Source organism: Sinorhizobium meliloti (genome assembly GCF_017876815.1).
GTDB lineage: Bacteria > Pseudomonadota > Alphaproteobacteria > Rhizobiales > Rhizobiaceae > Sinorhizobium > Sinorhizobium meliloti.
This window is the reverse complement of record NZ_JAGIOS010000001.1, coordinates 336,813-357,494: the sequence shown is the minus strand read 5'-3', so window position 1 is coordinate 357,494 and position 20,682 is coordinate 336,813. Positions and strand designations below refer to the sequence as shown.

Below are 20,682 nucleotides of genomic sequence, written 5' to 3'. Positions count from 1 at the left end.
CGCGGCAAGAAAATCCTCCGGGGAGGTCTTCGTCCGCGGCTCCTGCGGCGCCGCGTGTCTTGCCGGAAGCGCAGGGCTCGCGGCAGCACTTTGATTTGCTCCATGTTTCCGCCCTTGGATCGGCCGCGATGCAAGGAAACATGAAGTGGCTCAGCTTACCCGATCGATGCAGAAATCGATCACCTCGACGAGCGCCGATTTCCATGGCGAAGCCGGCAGCGGCGCGAGCGCGTCGCGGGCGATCGTGCCGTAGTGCTTGGCACGGGCGATCGTATCCGTAAGCCCCCCGTAGCGACGGATGAGACCCAGCGCCTTTTCGAGATTTGCCGCATCGCTTGCGCCGCCCTCGATCGCCTCGCGCCAGAACGCCCGGTCTTGCGGCGTGCCGCGGCGATAGGAGAGAATGACCGGCAGTGTGATCTTGCCTTCGCGAAAATCGTCTCCGACATTCTTGCCGAGATCGCTCGACGTGCCGCCATAATCGAGAACGTCGTCGACCAGCTGGAAGGCAAGGCCGAGATTGGTGCCGTAGGACTTCAGCGCGTTGCGGTCGGCTTTGCTTCCGCCTGCGACGATCGGCCCGACCTCGGAGGCGGCGGCGAAGAGGGCCGCTGTCTTGGCGCGGATGACCTGCAGATAGTCGTCCTCGGTCGTCTCCATGTTCTTGGCGACCGAAAGCTGCAGGACCTCGCCCTCCGCGATCACCGATGCGGCGGTCGAAAGGACGTCGAGCGCATCGATCGAGCCGACGTCGACCATCATGCGGAAAGCCTGCCCGAGCAGGAAATCGCCGACGAGCACGCTTGCCTGGTTGCCCCAGATCGTCCGCGCCGTCGATTTGCCGCGCCTCAGGTCGCTCTCGTCGACCACGTCGTCGTGCAAAAGGGTCGCCGTGTGCATGAACTCGACGCTGGTCGCGAGCTTGATGTGACCATCTCCCTCGTAGCCGAACATCGAAGCGGCTGCGAGCGTCAGCATCGGCCGGAGCCGTTTGCCGCCCGAGGAAATCAGGTGGTTGGCGACTTCCGGGATCATCTGGACGTCGGAGCCCGCCTTGGAAAGAATGAGCTGGTTGACCCGCTCCATGTCGGACAGCGTCAGGTCGACAAGCGGCTTCACAGATGCCTGTTTGTTTTTATTGTCTTCCAGCGGTATCACTACGCCCAACGCCCGGACTCCTGTTTCGTTGCGGGTTCGACAATAGAAAGAGGGGCTTCGGGCGGCAAGAGGCGAATTGCCCCGCCCGCAGCTTTAAGACAGGAAAATAGAGCCGGATGAAAGAACTGATCCGCACCAATGATGCCGTCCTTCTTTCCTTTGCCGAAAGCCTGATGAAGGACGCCGGCATCGGATGCTTCATCGCCGATCAGGACATGAGCATACTCGAAGGATCGCTCGGCCTCTTGCCGCGGCGCTTCCTGGTCGCCGAGGACGATGCCGATCGGGCGCGGCGCATTCTGATCGATGCGGGCCTCGAATTGGAATTGCGGCAATGATCGGCTGCGGCCCTTCCGCGAGGCGGAAAGCGGCATGACGGGAATTCCGGAGACGGTGGATGCTTTCCACCGCGGCAGGTTCCACCTGATCCAGCCTCTTGGTCAGGGGCACCGTTCGGGAATGGATGCGATGCTGGTCGCATCCCTCGTTTCCTGCCGCGGCGCGTGCCGCGTCGCCGATCTCGGCGCCGGAGCCGGGGCGGCCGGCATGGCCGTCGCGTCGCGGATCGAGGAGGCCGAGGTGCTGCTGGTCGAGCGTTCGCCGGTCATGGCGGATTTTGCGCGCCGCAGCCTCGCATTGCCTGAGAACGCCCATCTTGCCGACCGCGTCTCGGTGCTCGAAGCCGATGTCTCGCTGAGCGGCAAGGCGCGCGCAGCCGCGGGTCTTCCGGACGACACATTCGACCACGTGATCATGAACCCACCCTTCAACGACGCCGCGGACCGCAGGACGCCCGACCGGCTAAAGGCGGAAGCCCATGCCATGAGCGGCGACCTGTTCGAAGCGTGGATCAAAACGGCCGGGGCAATCATGAAGCCGGGCGGACAGCTTTCTCTGATCGCCCGGCCGGAATCGATCGCCGGGATAATCGGGGCCTGCGGCCGCCGCTTCGGCGGTTTAGAGATCACCCCGCTCCTGCCGCGGGCGGGCGAAAATGCCGTGCGCATCCTCGTTTCCGCGATCAAGCAGAGCCGCAAGCGGCTGGCGCTGCGCGCGCCGCTCGTGATGCACGGGGAGGGCCACCGCTTTTCGCCGGAGGTCGACGATCTCAACAATGGCCGCGCGGCCTATCATCGCCGATGATTAACCGTAAGCAGGGCATTGCGTTTGCGACGCCAATGCATACATGCACGACGACAATTTGGATTGCTGCATGTCTTCGTTCTTAAATCGGCTAGGATTTAAGCAGATATGCAGAGATTGCAGCGGGCAGGAGTTGAAATGGCCGGATTTTTCAGAAAGCTGATGCCGAAGCGCTTCCGCAGGGATGGTGTGACGATTCCGGCGATCAGGCTGCATGGCGCAATCATGGCCGGCGGCAGCCCGCTCCGACCGGTTCTCAATCTTGCGACGGTTGCGCCGCTGCTCGAAAAGGCCTTCTCCGTCAAAGAGGCCCCGGCCGTTGCCATCTCCATCAACTCTCCGGGCGGTTCGCCGGTGCAGTCCCGTCTTATCTATCAGCGCATCCGCGATCTCGCGCAGGAGAAGAGGAAGCGTGTGCTGATCTTCGTCGAGGACGTGGCCGCGTCCGGTGGTTACATGATCGCACTGGCCGGCGATGAGATCATCGCCGATCCGACCTCGATCGTCGGCTCGATCGGCGTCGTTTCGGGCGGCTTCGGTTTCCCCGATCTCCTGAAGAAGATCGGCGTCGAGAGACGGGTCTACACGGCGGGCGAAAACAAGGTGGTTCTCGATCCTTTCCAGCCGGAGAAGGAGCGTGACATCGAATTTCTCAAGGGCCTGCAGCTCGAGATCCACGACATCTTCATCCAGATGGTCAAGAGCAGACGCGGTTCGCTCCTGGCCGACCATCCGGACCTTTTCTCGGGGCTGTTCTGGACGGGGCAACGGGGTCAGGAACTCGGCCTGGTCGATGCTCTCGGCGACATCAGGGGCGAAGTGAAGAAGCGCTATGGAGAAAAAGCGCGGCTCGAGCTGATCCAGCCCGCGCGAAGCCTCTTCGGGCGGCGTCAGCCCGGAGCAGCCGTGGCCGGAGCAATCACGGGACCGCTCGTCGCATCGGCGGCTGCAGGTCTCGTCGAGGCCGTCGAGGAACGGGCGCTCTGGGCGCGTTTCGGTCTTTGAACCGGCCCCGTTGCTTGCGCGGGCGTGTGTTTTTGAAGAATGGTCTCGCGGCATCTGGCCAGTACCGCAAGAGCGCGCTAACACTGCGATTTGCTGCATCCCCTCGCGCCCCCGTTCCATCTGAGGGAAATGCAGAGGAGGAACCATGCCGCAGATCATCCTGCTTCTGATTATCGCCGTCATCGCCTGGATCGGCTATCGCAAGTTCATCGCGGACGCCGAGAAGCTGACGCGTCAGCGTGAGCGCCTGCGCCGTCAGCGCGAGACCGGCGCAAACGGCACGCTCGTCAAGGACGCCGAGACCGGCGAGTACCGCCTGAAGCGCGACGACGAGTGAGCCTGCCTGACTGAATACCGGCGGGTGAAGGCGCTTGACCCTCGCCCTGCGGCATGGCACCTGTCCCCGCAAATTTTGACGAATTCGGACCCGGATCCCATGACCATTGCACCCCTCCCGGACCACATGAACCCGAAGCGCTCCTTTCAGGCACTGATCCTGACGCTGCACAATTATTGGGCCGACAAGGGTTGCGCCGTGCTTCAGCCCTACGACATGGAGGTCGGTGCAGGCACGTTCCATCCGGCGACGACGCTCAGGGCGCTCGGCCCGAAGCCATGGCGCGCGGCCTATGTGCAGCCGTCGAGGCGTCCGACCGACGGTCGCTACGGCGAGAATCCCAACCGGCTGCAGCACTATTACCAGTACCAGGTGATCTTGAAGCCCAACCCTTCCAATCTGCAGGAGCTCTATCTCGGCTCGCTCGAGGCGATCGGCCTCGATCCGCTGCTGCACGACATCCGTTTCGTCGAGGATGACTGGGAGAGCCCGACGCTCGGCGCCTGGGGGCTCGGCTGGGAATGCTGGTGCGATGGCATGGAAGTGTCGCAGTTCACCTATTTCCAGCAGGTTTGCGGGATCGAATGCTCCCCGGTTTCCGGCGAACTGACCTACGGCCTCGAGCGCCTGGCGATGTATGTCCAGGGCGTCGACAATGTCTACGATCTCAACTTCAACGGCCGCGAGGGCGCCGAGAAGATCAGCTATGGCGATGTCTTCCTGCAGGCGGAGCAGGAATATTCGCGGCACAATTTCGAATACGCCAATACGGCGATGCTGCATCAGCATTTCATCGATACGGAGAAGGAATGCCTGGCGTTGCTGGCCGCCGGTGCGCCTGGTGACTCCAGCAACAACCGCCTGCACAAATGCGTCTTCCCCGCCTATGACCAGTGCATCAAGGCGAGCCACGTCTTCAATCTTCTGGATGCCCGCGGCGTGATTTCGGTGACGGAGCGCCAGAGCTACATCCTGCGCGTGCGTACGCTCGCGAAAGCCTGCGGCGAAGCCTTCCTGCTGACGGAGGCCGGTGGCGCCAACTGGAACAGGGAAGCGGCCTGATCAAGAGGTCGCGGAGGTCCTCCGGCCGCATGGCGGGGCAAGCTGATCCGATCGCTGCGAGCAGAAGTGCTCGCTCCCGTCGAGCCGCCACTTCAGCGCCGGCGCTCTGACGCTCGACAACTCGCCGGCATAGATTTGCAGCGCGCGGCGCACACCGCTCGGCCTTTCGATCGGACCCGCGCTTGCATGGGTCGCGAAAAGGGCGGTAAAGGCGATCACGTTGATGAAGCTCACGGGCGTGTTCATGGCGGGCACTAGAGCGGTATGTATTTAAGCCCGTTCATATCCCGCCTCTTTGAAGTAGGCTGCGCATTCCTGTGGGGTGACGGCTTGGAGAATGTGGCGCAGTTCGTCATGGATTGCGTCGCGTGATCTGGCCTGTGCCTCACGCAACCAGTGCTTGATTTTGGCGAAGAGCTTTTCGATCGGATTGAGATCGGGGGAATATTTCGGCAGAAAGAACAGGCGGGCGCCGGCCTTACGGATGGCGGCGCGGATCTCCTGACCCTTATGGGAGCCGAGATTGTCCAGGATGACGATGTCGCCGGCTTTGAGTTCCGGCACCAGAACTTGCTGGACATAGATGCGGAAGCGTTCGCCATTGATCGGGCCATCGAGGATAAAGGGAGCGCTGACGCGGTCGGCCCTGAGTGCGGCGACAAAGGTCATGGTGTTCCAATGGCCGAAGGGGGCGTAGCCCACCAGTCGTTCGCCGCGAGGCGCCCAGCCCCGCAGCGGCGCCATGTTCGTCTTCGTCCAGGTCTCATCGATGAAAACGAGGCGGGCGGGATCAATTCCGGGGCAGTGCTTCAGCCATCGTGCCCGGTGGCGGGCGACGTCGGGCCGCTCCCGTTCGCTGGCGACCAGCGTCTTTTTTTATAACTCAACCCCTCTTCGTGCACGAAGGTCCAGACGGCGCGATAATCCACCTTCAGGCCGCGCTCGCTCAACTCGGCGACAAGTCCGTGCAGCGTGAAGTCGCGCTCGCGGCAGCGGCAAAGCAGCCAAGCCCGGTGCGGACCGGAAAGCTTGCGGGGCTTGTGCCCACCCATCTGGCCGGGTGCGGCGCTGCCCGTCTCGCGAAACCGCCGCACCCAATCGATCGCGGTGCTGATGCCGATGCCGAAGCGCTTGGCCGCTGCCCGGCACGATAGGCCCTCGCCCGTCACCGCATCGACAACGCGTTCCCGAAGATCATTCGAAAAAGGTCTCGCCATAAAGGCCGGCCTCCTTCACCGGCCTGAATGGTGAATCTGATTTGCGCAGAAAAAGGAATCCCCTTTCCGATTCCGCCTAAATGCATCCCGCTCTAAGCGTTGTGGTTGTTCGATGAATAGACTATCGAGCATCCGCCGACGCGTTGCCGTTACCGGTGGAACAGCCTGAGGCTGCAGGCGTCGGCACGACCTGCTGGGCAGGGGCAGGGGCGGTCTTGTGATCGGCCGCTGTAGAACGTTGGTTTGTTCTTGAATCGAATGGAATTTAAGAAAGCATGCAGTAGGATCGCCGTGATCCAAAGGAGGGTTTGATGATCGGGCTGGCAATTGGCGTCGCCGTTATTCTTTATCTCGTCTTCGTCTATAACGGCCTCGTCAAGGCGCGGCAGATGGCCGAGGAGGCCTGGTCCGGCATCGACGTGCAGTTGAAGCGCCGCGCCGATCTCATCCCGAATCTGATCGAGACGGTGAAGGGCTACGCCGCTCACGAGAAGTCGACGCTCGAAGAGGTCGTTACGCTGCGCAACCGGGCTCAGGCGGTGCCGGAAGGCGATGTCGCGGCGCGGGCCGCGGCCGAAGGCGCGCTTTCGCAGGCGCTTGGCCGCGTCTTCGCGCTCGCCGAAGCCTATCCGGACCTGAAGGCCAACGAGAATTTCGCAGAACTCCAGCGTTCGTTGGAAACGATCGAGGGCGAGATCCAGATGTCCCGGCGCTATTACAACGGCGCCGCGCGCGATCTCAACGTCAAGGTCGAGAGCTTCCCGTCGAACCTGATCGCCAACGCCTTCCGCTTCGTCAAGGCCAGCTATTTCGAGATCACCAACGAGGCGGACCGTGCGGTTCCATCGGTCAAGTTCTAGATCAGTTTCACTGAATCGATAAAACGATCTATCGGTTTGAAACCACGCACTTCCGGACGGAAAACCGTTACATGCTTTTCCTGGAAGTGCTCCGGCGGGCCTGAAAGAGGGAAATCCCGATGAGGCGGCTTTTCGCGGCGCTTGCGCTCGTCACCTTCGTTCTTGCAGCGCCGCGCGTCGCGGCGGCGGAAGAGTTCATCTCCGCCTACCATTCGGTCATCGAGCTCGCGAAAGACGGCACGCTCACGGTCACTGAGACGATCACGGCGAACGTCGAAGGCAACCGCATCCGGCGCGGCATCTATCGCGATTTTCCGCTGACCTTCGCCGATGAGCGCAATGGCCGCAGCAAGGTCGACTTCAACCTTCTCTCCGTCGAGCGGGATGGCGACGAAGAGGAATACCGCACGGAATCGATCAGCGGCGGCATCCGCATCTACACGGGAAGTGCCGACGTGCTCCTGCCGCATGGCGAACACACCTTTCAGATCACCTACGAGACGAGCCGGCAGATACGCTTCTTCGACGATCACGACGAGCTCTATTGGAACGTGACCGGAACCGAATGGGCATTCCCGATCGAGGAGGCGACGGCCACCGTCACCTTGCCGGAGGGCGTGAAGGCGGAGGCGCTAGACGTCTTTACCGGCGGCTACGGCGCGACCGAAAAGGATGCGCGCGCGGTGGAGGAGGGCGACGAAATCTTCTTCGCGACCACGCGCCGGCTGCGCCCGCAGGAAGGATTGACCGTCGCGATCAAACTGCCCAAGGGCAGTATCGAACGGCCAACCTCCTCCCAGGAAAATATCTGGTGGCTGCGCGATCACATGACCGTGGTCATCGCCGGGTCCGGCCTCCTCCTCGTCCTGCTCTATTACGGGCGTGCCTGGGTGCGTGTCGGCCGCGACCCGGCCCGCGGGGTCATGGTCCCGCGCTGGGACCCTCCGGACGGCGTGTCGCCCGCGCTCGTCAACTACATCGATAACAAGGGCTTTTCCGGCGAAGGATGGACAGCTCTTTCCGCGGCGGCGCTCAACCTTGCGGTCAAGGGGCATGTCATCCTCGAGGACCTGAAGAACGCGGTCGTCATCACCGCCACGGGCAAGAACGGCGAGAAGCTGCCGACCGGCGAAGCGGCCCTGATGAAAGCGGTGGATGCGGCCGGCGGCAAGCTCACCATCGACAGGGCGAACGGCAAGAAGATCCAGGCGGCGGGCTCCGGCTTCCGCAGCGCGATGGAGCGCGAGCATCGCGGCAAGTATTACCGCGCCAATACCGGATACGTGGTCGGCGGCATCGTGCTTTCGGTCGCCACCCTCGCGGCGCTGTTCGTCTTCGGCGACTTGAGCGAGGACAGCGTTCCTTTCGTCATCGTCCCTGTCTTCCTCGCCGTCTTCATTTCCGCCTTCGCCGTTTCGGTCGGCAAATCGCTGCGGCGTGGCTCGAGCCTCGCACGCCGCATTCTGTCGATCGTCGTGCTTGCCTTCGTCGGTTTCGTGCTGTTCACCGTTTTCTCGAGCATTCTCGCCGCGCTCGTCTTTTCGGCCAGCGATCCGGGCGACCTGCCGCTGTTCTTCGCGATCGGGGGCATCGTCCTCGTCAACGGGCTTTTCTATTACCTCATGGGCGCGCCGACGCCGCTCGGCACGCGCATGATGGATGGCATCGACGGGCTCAGGCAATATCTTACGCTTGCCGAGAAAGACCGTCTGAACATGCAGGGCGCGCCGGAAATGTCGCCGCGGCATTTCGAGACCCTGCTCCCCTATGCCGTCGCACTCGGTGTGGAGAAGCCCTGGAGTGAGACCTTCGAGCGTTGGCTGCTTGCGGCCTCCGCGGGCGCGGCGGCAGCCGCCTATCAGCCGAGCTGGTATCACGGCGACAGCTTCGGGCCCGGGTCCTTCACCGACACGATCGGCGGTTTTGCCGGTTCGATGGCGGATACGATGACGTCTTCCTTGCCGCCGCCTCCGAAGAGTTCGTCCTCGGGCTTTTCTTCCGGCGGCGGATTTTCCGGCGGTGGCGGGGGCGGCGGCGGCGGTGGCGGCTGGTGATGGCGGATTTCCTCGCCGGCCGTGATGACATTTTCGCCAGAGCTTGCTAAGTCCGCCGCAACCTTCCGGAACAGAACGAAGTCTCGAATCCATGCCCGATCTCCTTATTGAATTGCGATCCGAAGAAATCCCCGCCCGCATGCAGCGCAAGGCGGCCGGCGATCTGAAGAAGCTCGTGACGGACGCTCTGGTTGAGGCGGGGCTCACCTATGAAGGCGCGCGCGAATACTGGACGCCGAGGCGGCTGGCGCTCGACATCCGCGGCCTGACCGCGCGCTCCGCCGATCTGCGCGAGGAGCGCAAGGGTCCGCGCATCGACGCGAACGAGAAGGCGATCGAAGGCTTTCTCCGCGCGGCGGGCCTCTCTTCCCTCAGCGAGGCTCATGTCCATAATGACCCGAAGAAGGGCGATTTCTACGTCGCGCACATCGTAAAACCCGGCCGCGAGGCGGAAGAGATCATCGCCGACGTGATGCCGGCGATCATCCGCGACTTTCCCTGGCCGAAATCCATGCGCTCCGGTGCCGCTTCGGCGAAACCGGGCAGCCTTCGCTGGGTCCGGCCGCTGCAGTCGATCGTCTGCACCTTCGGCGCGGAACACGACGAGACGAAGGTGATCCCCTTCGAGGTCGATGGCATCGTCGCCTCGAACATCACCTACGGCCACCGTTTCCATGCGCCGGAAGCGATCACGGTCCGCCGCTTCGCCGACTATGCCGAGAAGCTCGAAAAGGCGAAGGTCGTGATCGATGCGGAGCGCCGCAAGGAGATCATCTCCGCCGACGCCCACAATGTCGCCTTCGCCAACGGCCTGGAGCTGGTCGAGGACGAGGGCCTCCTGGAGGAAGTCGCCGGTCTCGTCGAATGGCCGAGGGTGCTGATGGGCAGCTTCGAGGAAAGCTATCTCGAAATCCCGTCCGAAATCATCCGGTTGACGATCAAGACCAACCAGAAATGCTTCGTCACGCGGAAGCCGGGCGCCGAAACGCTGTCCAACCGGTTCATCCTCGTTTCGAACATCGAGGCGAAGGACGGCGGCAAGGAGATCGCCCACGGCAACGGCAAGGTCGTGCGTGCGCGGCTCTCCGACGCGGCGCATTTCTGGAAGCGCGACCAGAGCGATCTGCCGGATCTCGAAACGCTGACGGCGTCAGCCGAGAAGTTCGGCCTCGATCTGAAAAAGCCTCTCGACCAGCGGATGGCAAAGCTCGACGCCCTGAACGTGACTTTCCATGCCAAGCTCGGCACGCAGGGCGAGCGTGTCGCCCGCATCCGCTCGCTCGCCGCAGCACTCGCCAGGCTCACCGGTGCCGATGCGGCCTCCGTCGATCGCGCGGTCGTGCTCGCCAAGGCGGACCTGCGCACCGAGGCAGTCGGCGAATTCCCGGAACTGCAGGGCATCATGGGCCACAAATATGCAGTGCTGCAGGGCGAAGCCGCGGCCGTCGCCGATGCGATCGAGGATCACTACAAGCCGCAAGGACCATCCGACCGTGTGCCGACCGATCCCGTCTCGGCAACGGTGGCGCTTGCCGACAAGCTCGATACCCTCGTCGGCTTCTGGGCGATCGATGAAAAGCCGACCGGCTCCAAGGATCCCTATGCGCTGCGCCGTGCGGCACTCGGCGTGATCCGGCTCATTCTGGAGGGAAGTGCACGGCTGCCGCTTCTGCCCTGTTTCGATGTGGCGCTCGCCGCGCTGAAGGCACAGCGTCCGGATATCAGAGCCGAGATCTCCGCCGATCTGCTCGCCTTCTTCCATGATCGTCTGAAGGTTTACCTGCGCGATCTCGGCGCGCGATACGATCTGATCGATGCGGTGCTCGCGCCGGATGCGGACGACCTGTTGATGATCGCCCGCCGCGTCGAGGCGCTGACCGCCTTCATCACGGCCGAGGAGGGCAGGAACCTGCTCACCGGCACGAAACGTGCGACGCAAATCCTGGCTGCCGAAGAGAAGAAGGGTACGGAAGTCGCCGAGAGCGTCGACGAAGCACTGTTCCGGCTCGATGCCGAGCGGACGCTGCACGCTTCGATCAAGGTGGCGTCGGACGATGCGCGCGACGCGATCGTCAAAGAGGATTTCCGTTCGGCCATGCAGGCGCTCTCGAAACTGCGCGCACCGGTCGACGATTTCTTCAATGACGTTCTCGTCAATGACGAGGACAAGGCGATCCGTGCCAACCGCCTCGCGCTCCTGGGCCTCATCCGCTCGGCGACGGGTGAGGTGGCGGACTTCTCGAAGATATCCGGGTAACTCGGAGCGCTCTGCACTGCAGAGGTTGCCGCGTTAACGGCCGGCCGATATGAAGGCCCATGACCGCCAGGATTCTCGTCAGTGCCTGCCTCATGGGACATGCCGTGCGTTACGACGGCGCGTCGAAGCCGCTCATTCACCCGGCGGTCGATCGCTGGAGGCGGGAAGGGCGGCTCGTCACCATCTGTCCGGAAATGTCGGCCGGCATGCCGGTGCCGCGTCCGCCGGCCGAGATCGAAGGCGGCAGGACGGGCGCCGACGTGCTCGCCGGGAGGAGCCGCGTCCTCGAAAAGACGGGCGGCGATGTGACGTCGGAGTTTCGCCGCGCTGCGGAGAATGCGCTTGCCCTGGCACGCGAGACGAATTGCCGGTTTGCCCTGCTGATCGACGGCAGCCCGTCCTGCGGCTCCGGCTTCATCTATGACGGCCGGTTCAGCGGCGAGCGAATTGCGGGTGAGGGCGTGACGGCCGCGCTGCTGCGGGCCAACGGCGTCGAGGTCTATTCCGATCGTGAGATAGAGACTCTGGTCGCGAGGATCGGCGGCGATACAGGCAATGGAGTTGGGGGCTGGCAATGAAGTTGGGGTATCGCCCTAAAGATTACGCCCCTGCTTCTCTCAGGGGCGCAACCTCTCGCTATTGCAGCGAATTTGCCCATCAGCCTTGAACGTCGACTGACTGGGGCAGGGAACCTTAATGATATGGTGTCAATCTAGGCGAAGATCGAAAGCAGCTGGATCAATTTTCCGTGAACCGTCGCTGGCCATAGACGCGGCAACCGCGGCGGTTTTTGCGGTATGGTCGATGGAGATTTCCGCAATACTAGCGGGGAGGGTGCTTGACGAGATGTCGGCCACTGCCGGCTCGCTGGTCTCCATTCCCGCGGCCCGGATCGCGTCATCCGATGCATCGTTGACGAAAATCACCGGCGAGCCGCCCAGCCACGCCTCCGTGCGGACCGACTTCACCTCTCCATGGATTTCCTTGAGCTCCACGCGATCCGTGCCCGGCGCAAGATCCGGGACGACGTAGGAAGGCTTCTTCTTTGGCTGCAAGGGCGGGCAAGCCTCGCAGGAAACCGTCGCGACGCTCGAATTGACGGCCTCGCCGGAGGTGATGTTGTCGATCGAAGAGGCTGCCGCGGGACCGGCGGCATAGACGAGAGCGGCTGTGATCAGCAGGGAACGCATTGATCTCTCCTCGATTGGTCGAGGTGAGAATAGCGGTATCCCCTTACCGCCCGGTCAGGAGAGATGATAAAATTTGAACGATACGGCTTTTCCTGCAGCGCCGCTCGCTGGAGCCGTCAGGCAGTCTCGCGCGCGACCGCCCGCCAGCCGATGTCGTTGCGATAGAAGCCGTTCTCCCAGCTGACGTCGCGAACGGCCGCATAGGCTGCGTCCTTCGCCTCGCCGACGGTCTTTCCCGTGGCGGTGACGTTCAGCACCCGGCCGCCGGCTGCGACCAGCCCGCCGCCCTTCATTGCGGTTCCGGCATGAAATACCTTCGTCGCGGCGGACGCGTCGGGCAGGGCCGCGATCGGCGTATCTTTCTCGTAGGCGCCCGGGTAGCCGCGCGAGGCCATCACCACGGTCAGGGCAGCTTCGTCGCGCCACTCCGCTTTCATCCCTTCGAGCGTTCCGGTGGCCGCCGCGTAGAGCAGCGGCAGGAGGTCGCTCTCGAGCCGCATCATCAGCACCTGGCATTCGGGATCGCCGAAGCGGACATTGTATTCGATGAGCTCCGGGCCTTTTTCCGTGATCATCAGGCCTGCAAAGAACACGCCGGTGAAGGGATAACCGCTTTCTGCCATGCCGCGGACGGTGGGCTCGATTATCTCTTTCATCGTCCGTTCCACCATCTCGGCGGTCATGACGGGCGCGGGCGAATAGGCGCCCATGCCGCCGGTGTTCGGCCCGGTGTCGCCGTCGCCGACACGCTTATGATCCTGCGCGGAGGCGAGCGGCAGTACGCTCTTGCCGTCGCAAAGGCAGAAGAAGCTCGCTTCCTCGCCGTCGAGATAGGCCTCGACGACCACCTCGGCGCCGGCCGCGCCGAAGGCGCCGGCGAAGCATTCGTCGACTGCGGCAAAGGCCTCGTCGAGGCTCATCGCGACCGTCACGCCCTTGCCGGCGGCAAGCCCGTCGGCCTTGATGACGATCGGTGCGCCCTCTTCGCGGATATAGGCCTTGGCGGGCTCGGCATCGGTAAAGCGTCTATAGGCGCCGGTCGGGATCCCGTATCTCGCGCAGAGGTCCTTGGTGAAACCCTTGGAGCCTTCGAGTTGGGCCGCTGCGGCCGAAGGGCCGAAGGTGGGAATATCGGCCGCGCGAAGCACGTCGCCGAGGCCGGCGACCAGGGGCGCTTCGGGACCGACCACCACGAAGTCGATCGCATGGGTCCTGCAGAAATCGACGACGTCCTCATGATTTTCCGTGTGGAGGTCTACGATCGCGGCCTCCTCGGCGATGCCCGGATTACCGGGGGCGGCATAAAGCTTGGTCAGCCTCGGCGACTGCGCGATCTTCCATGCAAGCGCATGTTCGCGGCCGCCCGATCCGATCAGAAGAACCTTCATCGCCATCCTCGCCGTCAGGAATTGTTGCGCTGCGGTTAAGACGGCAGGCAGGACGAGGTCAAGGAAAAAGCGGCCCGTGCTGCAAATTTCCTGGTGTCAGCCAGCGTCCTTCTCTCGCAAGTGACGTCAGCGCCGGCTTGCAGCCACCGGCCAGCCGTCGCCGTCAGCCGGCTTGTCTGCGGCGAGCGCGACCCGGGAAAGCGCCCAGATCGCCAGCTCGGCGAGCGGGAGCGGCTTGCTGATCAGATAGCCCTGGAAGCGATCGCAGCCCGCCGCCGTCAGCATGGCGAGCTTTTCCGGCGTATCGACGCCTTCGCCGACCACGGTCATCTCCTTCGCGTGGCATAGCGCGACGACCGCTTTGAGCACCGCCAGCGATCGCGAAGCGGCCAGGTTGGAGACGAGCGCCCGGTCGAGCTTGATGGTGTCGGCGGCATAATCGATGATCTGCTGAACCGATGTGTAGCCGGCGCCGAAGTCGTCTATCGAGAGCCGGAAGCCCTTGCTCCTGAGCTCTTCCATATTCAGGCGCAATTGATCGCTGATTTGGACGGCGAATGTTTCGGTGAGCTCGATGTCGATCGATCGCGCCTCCAGGCCGTGGCGCGTGAGGCAGTCCGAAAAATGCTCGTTGATCGACTTCGAGTGCAGCTCGGCCGAGGAAATGTTGATCGCCAGAACCGTATCGGGGCCGAACAGCGCCTTCAGTTGGTGGCAATCCGACATCGCCTTGTCGATGACCCACCAGTCGATCTTCGTGAACAGACCGGAGCTCTCGGCTATCGGAACGAATTCGTCGGGCGTCACATGCCCCAGGACCGGCGAGTGCCAGCGCAACAGAGCCTCACAGCCGGTGACTTTTCCGCCGGCGTCGACGATCGGCATGTAGACCAGGTGAAACTGTTCGTCGGGATCGAGCGAGCGCAGTTCATCCTGGATCTGCCGCTGGCGGGTGCGCTTGTCGTTGAGTGCGCGGGAGAAGCGGGCGGACCGGTTCTTGCCGGCGGTCTTCGCCTGGTACATGGCGGCGTCGGCATTCGAGATCAGCTCCGCGACCGAGCTCGCATCATCAGGACATGCCGCCACGCCGATGCTTGCCGTGACCGGATAACGCTTGCCGGAAAGTTCGAACCCATCTGAAAACAGAGCGAGGATCGCGCCGCAGATCTCCTGCACCGCGCCGTCGCCGGGCTGCGAACGCAACAGAACCGCGAATTCGTCGCCGGAGAGCCGCGCCAGGATGGCCGGCTCCTGCCCGCGTCTGCGCGTGATCTCTTCGACGTCGCGTGCGATCCGGGTGGCCAGCGTTTTCAAGAGCTCGTCGCCGACATCATGGCCATGTTTGTCGTTGACGAACTTGAAATTGTCTATGTCGATGAAAAGCAGGCTGCATTTCTCGCCGGATGCGACAGCCTCCTGGACGGCCTGCGCGGCAAGCATGTTGAAGCGCCCCCGGTTGCTGATGCCCGTCAACGTGTCGGTCCAGGAACTCCGCTGCACGAGTTGGAGCGACTGCAGGGATTGTCGATGCATCTCCCGGATGTTTCGCGTCAGACGGCCGATCTCGCCGGCCTCGTCCACCTCGGCGATCTCCTCGCGCGCCCCGGCCATCACCGCCATGACGTTGGTATCGAGCGTTGCGATCGGTCCCGTGATGAAGCGGCGGATGAGCACGATGATCAGCCAGATCGAAAAGAGGCTCATGGCCAATGCGCCCAGGGCGAGGAGTACTTTCTGACGCAGCATCTGGGCTTCGAAATGCGCATCGGAAACGGTCAGCGTCGCATGCAAGGCGGGCCCGAGAGGAACGCTTGCCGACAGATCGTCGGTCACGGCAAGCGGCCACGGCTGGAGCACGATCTCGGCGCCATATTCCCTTTTCAGGGGGGCCTGCAGCCTGAGAAAGCGGTCGGGCTGTACCGCAACCTGCATCAGCAGCGCATTTGCCTTGTTGCTGGGAGCCGGCCGGCCAAAGGTCACCGGATCGACGAACAGCGAATAGATGACCCGCGGCCGGTCGCCGGCGGAATCGACATAGCTCCAGTCGCCGAGTTTCGATCCGTTGAGCAACTGGCGTGCGAGATCGAGCTGTGCCGGATCGATTTCCGCAAAGGGATCCCAACTGTTCTCGAAATAGTACTCCGCTTCCAGCTTGCTGTTGAAAACAGCCAGGGAGATAAAGCCCGCAGGATCGTCGGACAGCGACGTCAGGCTCTCCTGCAGCCGCACACCGAGCGCATTGGCGCGATATTTCTTGTCGGTTTCGGCCACGTATTGCCGCAGCGCGTTGCCGCTCAAGAGCGCGTTGAGGGCACCGCGGCTGCGCCGAACCTCGTTCTGGAAGACGGAGGCGGCATGCTCGAGCCGTTGTGAAAGTTTGGCGTGCTCGAGTGCGCGGATGGAACGGCTCTGCGCGACGTGAACGGAGAGAGCTGCGAGAAGATAACCCGCCAGCACGACCGGAAAGATGAGGATGAGCGCACGCTTGCCGAGGGTCACTGGAAGTTCGCCAACGTGTTGATGATTCGCCGGCGCGCTTCAATAGATCGGACGGACAATTCCTGGTGATGCTGGTTCTTCGCCATGATTTCGGTCGGCGGGTAGATCTCCGGATCGGAGCGCATGGTATCCGGAAGGAGCTTGAGCGCCGCGTTGCTTGCAGTCGGCATGTTGAGCGCGATTGCATTGGCAGCGGCGGCCTCGGGCGACCCGATGAAGTTCAGGAATTCGAGAGCCCGTTGCTTGCGAGGGGATGCGGCCGTGACGGAAAAACAGTCGAGCCACGACAATGTACCCTCTTTCGGGACCGAATAGCGCCATAGCCCCGCCTTGCCGGCTTTGCTGTTGAGCACATGCTGATCGCCGCTGTAGCCCAGCGCCAGATATATATTTCCGGCTAACGCCGGATCCTGGATCGAGGTGACGACGTAGTCGTAGGTCAGCACGAATGGGGCCTGCGTCTTCAGGAGCGCGAATGCGGCCTTCAGCGTCGGCGTGTCGTCGGCATTGACGGAGGCGCCGAGCAGCATCAGCGGAGGCACGAAAATCTCGCTGTGGTCGGCGAACATTGCGATGTGTTTGCGCAGCGCCGGCGCAGGACGCATCATGTCCCGCCAGGACGTCGGTGGCGGCGTGACCATATCGGAGCGATAGAGGATGCCGACCGTGCCCCAGAAGTAGGGAAGGCCGTAACCGGCGCAGGATTTGCGCCATTCCGGCGCATAGTCCTCGAGCGCGGGCAGATTGGTCTCGGAGAGCGGCTCGATGATGCCCTTCCGTCCGAAAAGCGTCGCGCCGTTCTCATCGACGATGACAAGATCGATGTTACGGCCCGGATCGGCAAGAATCTCGTCGCGGGCATCGTCGCTGTCGAAATTGATCTGGCGGATGGAAACGCCCGTCTTCTCGGTCCAGCGGTCGATGAGACCCTCGTCGATATAGTCTTCCCAGATAAGCAGGTTGAGCGTTTCGGCGCGGCTCGCGGAAGCGCAAAGCAGTGTCGCCAGAAAGACGGAAATAACCCCGCGTGCCTTCATTCTCTGCCCCTGCACACCCCCATCGCCGGACGCTATCCGGCAATGATTGAGGAATGCTTACGGCTGGAGCAAAGATCGTGCGGGCGCGAGGCGCCCGCACGCCTGTTTATCGCGCGGGCAGCTTCGGCAGAAATACGGTGAGCAGCCCGAGGAGCGGCAGATAGGAGCAGATCTTATAGACGAACTCGATGCCCTGCCGGTCGGCGAAGATGCCGAGGACCGCGGCGCCCATGCCGCCGGCGCCGAAGGCGAAACCGAAGAAGACGCCGGCGATCAGCCCCACCCGGCCCGGAACGAGTTCCTGCGCGAAGACGACGATTGCCGAGAAAGCGGACGAAAAGATGAGGCCGATGATGACGCTCAGCACGCCCGTCCAGAACAGGTTCGCATAGGGCAGAAGAAGGGTGAACGGGACGACGCCGAGGATCGAGAACCAGATGACGAAGCGGGCGCCGTACCGGTCGCCGATCGGGCCGCCGAGGAAGGTTCCTGCGGCCGCCGAACCGAGGAAGAGGAACAGCATCAGCTGCGCCTGCTGTACGCTGGTGTCGAACCTTTCGATGACGAAGAAGGTGAAATAGCTCGAGATGCTGGTGAGATAGACGTTCTTCGTAGCCGTCAGCAAGACGAGGATCGCGATCGTCCACAGGACCCGCGTCTTCGGCAACGGCAGCGCGCGGCTGGGGACGGGACGGCTCATGGTCGCGCGGCGGTGGCGCACGTACCACATGCTCACCCAGGAAAGCACGAAGAACCCGGTGATGGCGACGATGGAGAACCAACCGAGGCTACCCTGGCCGAAAGGGAGCACGATGAATGCGGCCAGCAGCGGGCCAAGCGCGCTTCCGGCATTGCCGCCGACCTGGAACAGCGACTGTGCCAGGCCGTGGCGGCCGCCCGAAGCAAGCCGGGCCACGCGGGAGGATTCGGGATGGAAGATCGCCGACCCGATGCCGATCAGGCTCGCTGCCAGGAGAAGCATCCAGAAGTGGTCGGCATTGGCGAGAAGCAGGAGGCCCATGCAGGTCGAGAGCATGGCGAACGGCAGCGAATAGGGGAGCGCCCAACGATCCGTCACGATGCCGATGGCCGGCTGCAGCATCGACGCCGTCACCTGAAATGTAAACGTCAGAAGGCCGATCTGGACGAAATCGAGCGCGTAATTTTCCTTGAGCAAAGGATAGAGCGCCGTCAGCAGCGATTGCATGATGTCGTTCAGCATATGACAGAAGCTGACCGCCAGGATGACCGAGAATGCTGTCTTTTCCGGGCTGATGCTGCCCGCCGACGTGACCGTTGCCATGGAATGTTTCCTTAGGAGGCGGCTCGCCAAGGGAGCCTTTTCGGCCATCTCTAGACGGCTTGTCGCTGGCCTGCTTTTGTGATTTGGTCGAGTTCTTTCGTGAGTGGGCCATATGGCGAAATCGGACCGACATCACCTGCCAAAGTTGCCGGACGCGGACCATTTCAGAAGCCTGGAATGGATCGAGAAGGCGAACGCGCCCGTTCTCGCGATCGGGAGGGATTACGCCTGCGGGCTCACCGTGCCCTCCCACAGCCACAGCCGGACTCAACTCTGGTGGGCGCGTTCGGGGGTGGTGCTCGTCTATACGTCGGGGGGGCGCTGGATGATTCCTCCGGGACATGCCCTGCTGATCCCCGCGGGTATCGAGCATTCGGCCGAGATGGTCAGCGATGTGCGTATGCATTCCATTTACATCTCGCCGGAGGCAAGCGAGGCGCGCCGGCCTCTCGTCCTGGAGATGAGCGCGCTCGTCGGCAGCCTCATCGACGAACTTGTCGGCGCCGGGAACGAAGCATCGTCCGAACGGCGCGAAAGCCTGATGATGGAATTGCTGCTCACGGAAATACCGCGGCTCAACCAGCGGCCTTTAGGTCTGCCTTTCCCGCGCGACCGCAAGCTCGCAGCCCTCTGCCGGCAGTTTCTGGAGGCGCCGTCGGCATCGGCGAATATCGACGCATGGGCGGCCCGCATGGGCATCAGCCGGCGTTCCTTCACGCGGCTCTTCCGGCAGGAGACGGGCGTGAGCTTCGTCACGTGGCGACAGCATGCCTGCATTTTCGCCTCGCTGCCGCGCATCGCGGACGGCGAACCGATCACCACGGTGGCGCTCGACGCCGGCTATGAGAACGTCGCGGCTTTCACGACCATGTTCCGCCGCATGCTGGGTGCGCCGCCGAGCGTCTATCTGCGTGACCAGCGGACCTGAACGGCGTCGGCACTTTCTGGGATTGCTCTAAGTCCTGTTGAGATTCGGAATACCCGCCGCGGCTTGTTCTATGTGACAAGCACAGAGATGAGGAGAGATTGCAGCCGACAAAACCCACCAGAGCTACAACGCCATTATCCAGCTCACAGCAGCATTCATAAACTCAAGATGATCCTCAAATGACCTTAGTCCAATTTGCGAGATAGCCGCAGTTCTGTGTGAGTGCGTAAGCTGAAAAGATCAGGTTAACGGAAATCTAAGGGACTTGTCGAAGATAAGAATGCGTTGTATGACTTAGGAAGTCACTCCTTATACGTGCTTAAGTCACGTACCAGGTTTCCTCCACTGACGGACTATTCTTCGGAGTATAGATGCGCATTCATGTTGTTTTTCTTGCGTCTCAGGCTTTTCTTCTTGCAGCTGGAGCCGTTGCTGCCGAAGAAGGCCGGTACCCATGGTCTGGAGACTGGTATCTGAAGATAGGCGCCACTGGTTTTCTCGGTCCGGAGTATGAAGGCTCTTCGAAGCGCATGCTTCAGGCGGCGCCGCTCGTTTCGCTCGGCAAGGCTGGCAGCGCCGTGCGCTTTTCGTCGCGCAACGACAACATGTCCTACGCCCTGCTCGACCAGGGACATTTCCGCGCTGGCGCCGTCGGCAAGTTGATTTTCGAGCGTGACGAGGACGACTCGAGCGATCTTGACGGACTAGACCGTCCCAAGTTCGGCGGCGAAGTCGGCGGTTTCGCCGAGGTCTACCCCACGGACTGGATGCGTCTTCGCGCCGAGATACGTCAGGGTATCCGCAGCCATCACGGGGTCGTCGCCGATGTCGCGGCGGATGCCTTCGCCGATCTGGGCGACACCGTCCGCATTTCCGCCGGACCGCGGTTGACGGCGGCATCGAGCGATTATTTCGACGCCTATTATGGCGTCAACGCAGCGGAATCCGCTGCTTCGGGACTCGGCACCTATGATCCGGGTGGCGGTATTCACTCCGCGGGTCTCGGCGCGGAGATCAACTGGATGGCGACCGAGAAGCTGGAGACGGGTGTCTATGCCGAATATCGGCGATTGATGGGCGCTGCCGCCGATTCAAGCCTCGTACGCGAGCGCGGCAGCCGCGACCAGTTCCTCGTCGGGGTGACCGCAACCTATCGCTTCGATTTCACGCTTCCCTGACGGGCCGCCTGGAAGGCGGCGGGATGAAATGGGGCGCTTGACCGGCGGGTTTTGCGGGGCCAAACA

Annotated in this window: 19 protein-coding genes; 11 read left to right on the top strand and 8 right to left on the bottom strand. The window is 62.7% G+C overall.

All coding sequences use genetic code 11. The features are described 5' to 3' along the window. Positions 1 to 150: 150 nt before the first annotated feature. Positions 151 to 1,167, bottom strand: a complete 1,017-nt coding sequence (locus JOH52_RS01720; protein ID WP_010968861.1) for a polyprenyl synthetase family protein — start codon at positions 1,165 to 1,167, stop codon at positions 151 to 153. A gap of 107 nt (positions 1,168 to 1,274) precedes the next feature. Between JOH52_RS01720 and JOH52_RS01715 the strand changes: the two genes are divergently transcribed. The 5 genes from JOH52_RS01715 (at position 1,275) to JOH52_RS01695 (ending at position 4,705) form a co-directional block, all read left to right on the top strand. Continuing rightward, a complete protein-coding gene (locus tag JOH52_RS01715) occupies positions 1,275 to 1,496 on the top strand; it encodes a putative signal transducing protein (protein WP_003533280.1) in 222 nt (73 codons plus the stop codon). Positions 1,497 to 1,530: 34 nt separating this feature from the next. Beyond that, positions 1,531 to 2,301: a tRNA1(Val) (adenine(37)-N6)-methyltransferase gene (locus tag JOH52_RS01710; RefSeq protein WP_013844094.1), complete on the top strand. Its 771-nt coding sequence runs from the start codon at positions 1,531 to 1,533 to the stop codon at positions 2,299 to 2,301. A 138-nt stretch (positions 2,302 to 2,439) separates the two neighbouring features. Continuing rightward, positions 2,440 to 3,306 (top strand): S49 family peptidase, encoded by an 867-nt coding sequence (locus tag JOH52_RS01705; protein ID WP_003533284.1) that lies wholly within the window; start codon positions 2,440 to 2,442, stop codon positions 3,304 to 3,306. Between the two features lie 145 nt (positions 3,307 to 3,451). After that, positions 3,452 to 3,643, top strand: a complete 192-nt coding sequence (locus tag JOH52_RS01700; RefSeq protein WP_003533286.1) for a hypothetical protein — start codon at positions 3,452 to 3,454, stop codon at positions 3,641 to 3,643. Positions 3,644 to 3,742: 99 nt separating this feature from the next. Beyond that, positions 3,743 to 4,705: a glycine--tRNA ligase subunit alpha gene (locus tag JOH52_RS01695; protein ID WP_014529086.1), complete on the top strand. Its 963-nt coding sequence runs from the start codon at positions 3,743 to 3,745 to the stop codon at positions 4,703 to 4,705. Here the strand turns inward: JOH52_RS01695 and JOH52_RS01690 are convergent, their stop codons facing one another. Both JOH52_RS01690 and JOH52_RS01685 read right to left on the bottom strand, forming a co-directional pair. Next, positions 4,706 to 4,951 (bottom strand): hypothetical protein, encoded by a 246-nt coding sequence (locus JOH52_RS01690; RefSeq protein ID WP_010968863.1) that lies wholly within the window; start codon positions 4,949 to 4,951, stop codon positions 4,706 to 4,708. Between the two features lie 24 nt (positions 4,952 to 4,975). Continuing rightward, positions 4,976 to 5,922 (bottom strand): IS630-like element ISRm2011-2 family transposase gene (locus JOH52_RS01685; protein WP_011970797.1). Its coding sequence is split into 2 segments (ribosomal slippage): positions 4,976 to 5,583 and positions 5,583 to 5,922, totalling 948 coding nucleotides; the frame shifts between segments, so codons are not numbered across the junction. Positions 5,923 to 6,233: 311 nt separating this feature from the next. Here JOH52_RS01685 and JOH52_RS01680 point away from each other — a divergent pair. The 4 genes from JOH52_RS01680 (at position 6,234) to JOH52_RS01665 (ending at position 11,671) form a co-directional block, all read left to right on the top strand. After that, on the top strand, positions 6,234 to 6,782 hold the full coding sequence (locus JOH52_RS01680; protein ID WP_010968864.1) for a LemA family protein: 549 nt from the start codon (positions 6,234 to 6,236) through the stop codon (positions 6,780 to 6,782). A gap of 119 nt (positions 6,783 to 6,901) precedes the next feature. Beyond that, the gene (locus tag JOH52_RS01675; protein ID WP_010968865.1) at positions 6,902 to 8,836 is read left to right on the top strand and encodes a DUF2207 domain-containing protein; all 1,935 of its coding nucleotides are present in this window, start codon (positions 6,902 to 6,904) and stop codon (positions 8,834 to 8,836) included. A 91-nt stretch (positions 8,837 to 8,927) separates the two neighbouring features. Further along, positions 8,928 to 11,093: a glycine--tRNA ligase subunit beta gene (gene glyS / locus JOH52_RS01670; protein WP_010968866.1), complete on the top strand. Its 2,166-nt coding sequence runs from the start codon at positions 8,928 to 8,930 to the stop codon at positions 11,091 to 11,093. 59 nt (positions 11,094 to 11,152) lie between these two features. Further along, a complete protein-coding gene (locus tag JOH52_RS01665; RefSeq protein ID WP_010968867.1) occupies positions 11,153 to 11,671 on the top strand; it encodes a 2-thiouracil desulfurase family protein in 519 nt (172 codons plus the stop codon). Between the two features lie 129 nt (positions 11,672 to 11,800). On the opposite strand, the gene JOH52_RS01660 is transcribed toward JOH52_RS01665, so the two are convergent. The 5 genes from JOH52_RS01660 to JOH52_RS01640 form a co-directional block, all read right to left on the bottom strand. After that, positions 11,801 to 12,283, bottom strand: a complete 483-nt coding sequence (locus JOH52_RS01660) for a plant virulence effector HPE1-like domain-containing protein (protein WP_013844097.1) — start codon at positions 12,281 to 12,283, stop codon at positions 11,801 to 11,803. Between the two features lie 116 nt (positions 12,284 to 12,399). Next, complete coding sequence (purD, locus tag JOH52_RS01655) at positions 12,400 to 13,671, bottom strand: phosphoribosylamine--glycine ligase (protein WP_010968869.1); 1,272 nt, start codon at positions 13,669 to 13,671, stop codon at positions 12,400 to 12,402. A gap of 126 nt (positions 13,672 to 13,797) precedes the next feature. After that, complete coding sequence (locus JOH52_RS01650) at positions 13,798 to 16,170, bottom strand: putative bifunctional diguanylate cyclase/phosphodiesterase (protein WP_010968870.1); 2,373 nt, start codon at positions 16,168 to 16,170, stop codon at positions 13,798 to 13,800. Then, entirely contained in the window at positions 16,167 to 17,207 is a 1,041-nt protein-coding gene (locus JOH52_RS01645) for a polyamine ABC transporter substrate-binding protein (RefSeq protein WP_010968871.1), read from the bottom strand. Before JOH52_RS01645 ends, JOH52_RS01650 begins: the two co-directional genes overlap by 4 nt. 106 nt (positions 17,208 to 17,313) lie before the next feature. Next, positions 17,314 to 18,510 carry an MFS transporter gene (locus JOH52_RS01640; protein WP_003533308.1) on the bottom strand — a complete coding sequence of 399 codons (1,197 nt, stop codon included), beginning with the start codon at positions 18,508 to 18,510 and terminating at the stop codon, positions 17,314 to 17,316. 112 nt (positions 18,511 to 18,622) lie between these two features. Between JOH52_RS01640 and JOH52_RS01635 the strand changes: the two genes are divergently transcribed. Together JOH52_RS01635 and JOH52_RS01630 are read left to right on the top strand one after the other, a co-directional pair. Beyond that, positions 18,623 to 19,438 (top strand): AraC family transcriptional regulator, encoded by an 816-nt coding sequence (locus JOH52_RS01635; protein WP_003533310.1) that lies wholly within the window; start codon positions 18,623 to 18,625, stop codon positions 19,436 to 19,438. A gap of 371 nt (positions 19,439 to 19,809) precedes the next feature. Beyond that, complete coding sequence (locus JOH52_RS01630) at positions 19,810 to 20,616, top strand: MipA/OmpV family protein (protein ID WP_010968872.1); 807 nt, start codon at positions 19,810 to 19,812, stop codon at positions 20,614 to 20,616. Positions 20,617 to 20,682: the final 66 nt, after the last annotated feature.

What these genes read in the sequence shown, in the direction of transcription:
- JOH52_RS01630 (WP_010968872.1), top strand. Translation starts at nt 19,810, where the DNA reads ATGCGCATTCATGTTGTTTTTCTTGCGTCTCAGGCTTTTCTTCTTGCA.
- JOH52_RS01645 (WP_010968871.1), bottom strand. Translation starts at nt 17,207, where the DNA reads ATGAAGGCACGCGGGGTTATTTCCGTCTTTCTGGCGACACTGCTTTGC.
- JOH52_RS01705 (WP_003533284.1), top strand. Translation starts at nt 2,440, where the DNA reads ATGGCCGGATTTTTCAGAAAGCTGATGCCGAAGCGCTTCCGCAGGGAT.
- JOH52_RS01675 (WP_010968865.1), top strand. Translation starts at nt 6,902, where the DNA reads ATGAGGCGGCTTTTCGCGGCGCTTGCGCTCGTCACCTTCGTTCTTGCA.
- JOH52_RS01710 (WP_013844094.1), top strand. Translation starts at nt 1,531, where the DNA reads ATGACGGGAATTCCGGAGACGGTGGATGCTTTCCACCGCGGCAGGTTC.
- JOH52_RS01680 (WP_010968864.1), top strand. Translation starts at nt 6,234, where the DNA reads ATGATCGGGCTGGCAATTGGCGTCGCCGTTATTCTTTATCTCGTCTTC.
- JOH52_RS01695 (WP_014529086.1), top strand. Translation starts at nt 3,743, where the DNA reads ATGACCATTGCACCCCTCCCGGACCACATGAACCCGAAGCGCTCCTTT.
- glyS (WP_010968866.1), top strand. Translation starts at nt 8,928, where the DNA reads ATGCCCGATCTCCTTATTGAATTGCGATCCGAAGAAATCCCCGCCCGC.
- JOH52_RS01660 (WP_013844097.1), bottom strand. Translation starts at nt 12,283, where the DNA reads ATGCGTTCCCTGCTGATCACAGCCGCTCTCGTCTATGCCGCCGGTCCC.
- JOH52_RS01690 (WP_010968863.1), bottom strand. Translation starts at nt 4,951, where the DNA reads ATGAACACGCCCGTGAGCTTCATCAACGTGATCGCCTTTACCGCCCTT.
- JOH52_RS01665 (WP_010968867.1), top strand. Translation starts at nt 11,153, where the DNA reads ATGACCGCCAGGATTCTCGTCAGTGCCTGCCTCATGGGACATGCCGTG.
- purD (WP_010968869.1), bottom strand. Translation starts at nt 13,671, where the DNA reads ATGAAGGTTCTTCTGATCGGATCGGGCGGCCGCGAACATGCGCTTGCA.
- JOH52_RS01635 (WP_003533310.1), top strand. Translation starts at nt 18,623, where the DNA reads ATGGCGAAATCGGACCGACATCACCTGCCAAAGTTGCCGGACGCGGAC.
- JOH52_RS01700 (WP_003533286.1), top strand. Translation starts at nt 3,452, where the DNA reads ATGCCGCAGATCATCCTGCTTCTGATTATCGCCGTCATCGCCTGGATC.
- JOH52_RS01640 (WP_003533308.1), bottom strand. Translation starts at nt 18,510, where the DNA reads ATGGCAACGGTCACGTCGGCGGGCAGCATCAGCCCGGAAAAGACAGCA.
- JOH52_RS01715 (WP_003533280.1), top strand. Translation starts at nt 1,275, where the DNA reads ATGAAAGAACTGATCCGCACCAATGATGCCGTCCTTCTTTCCTTTGCC.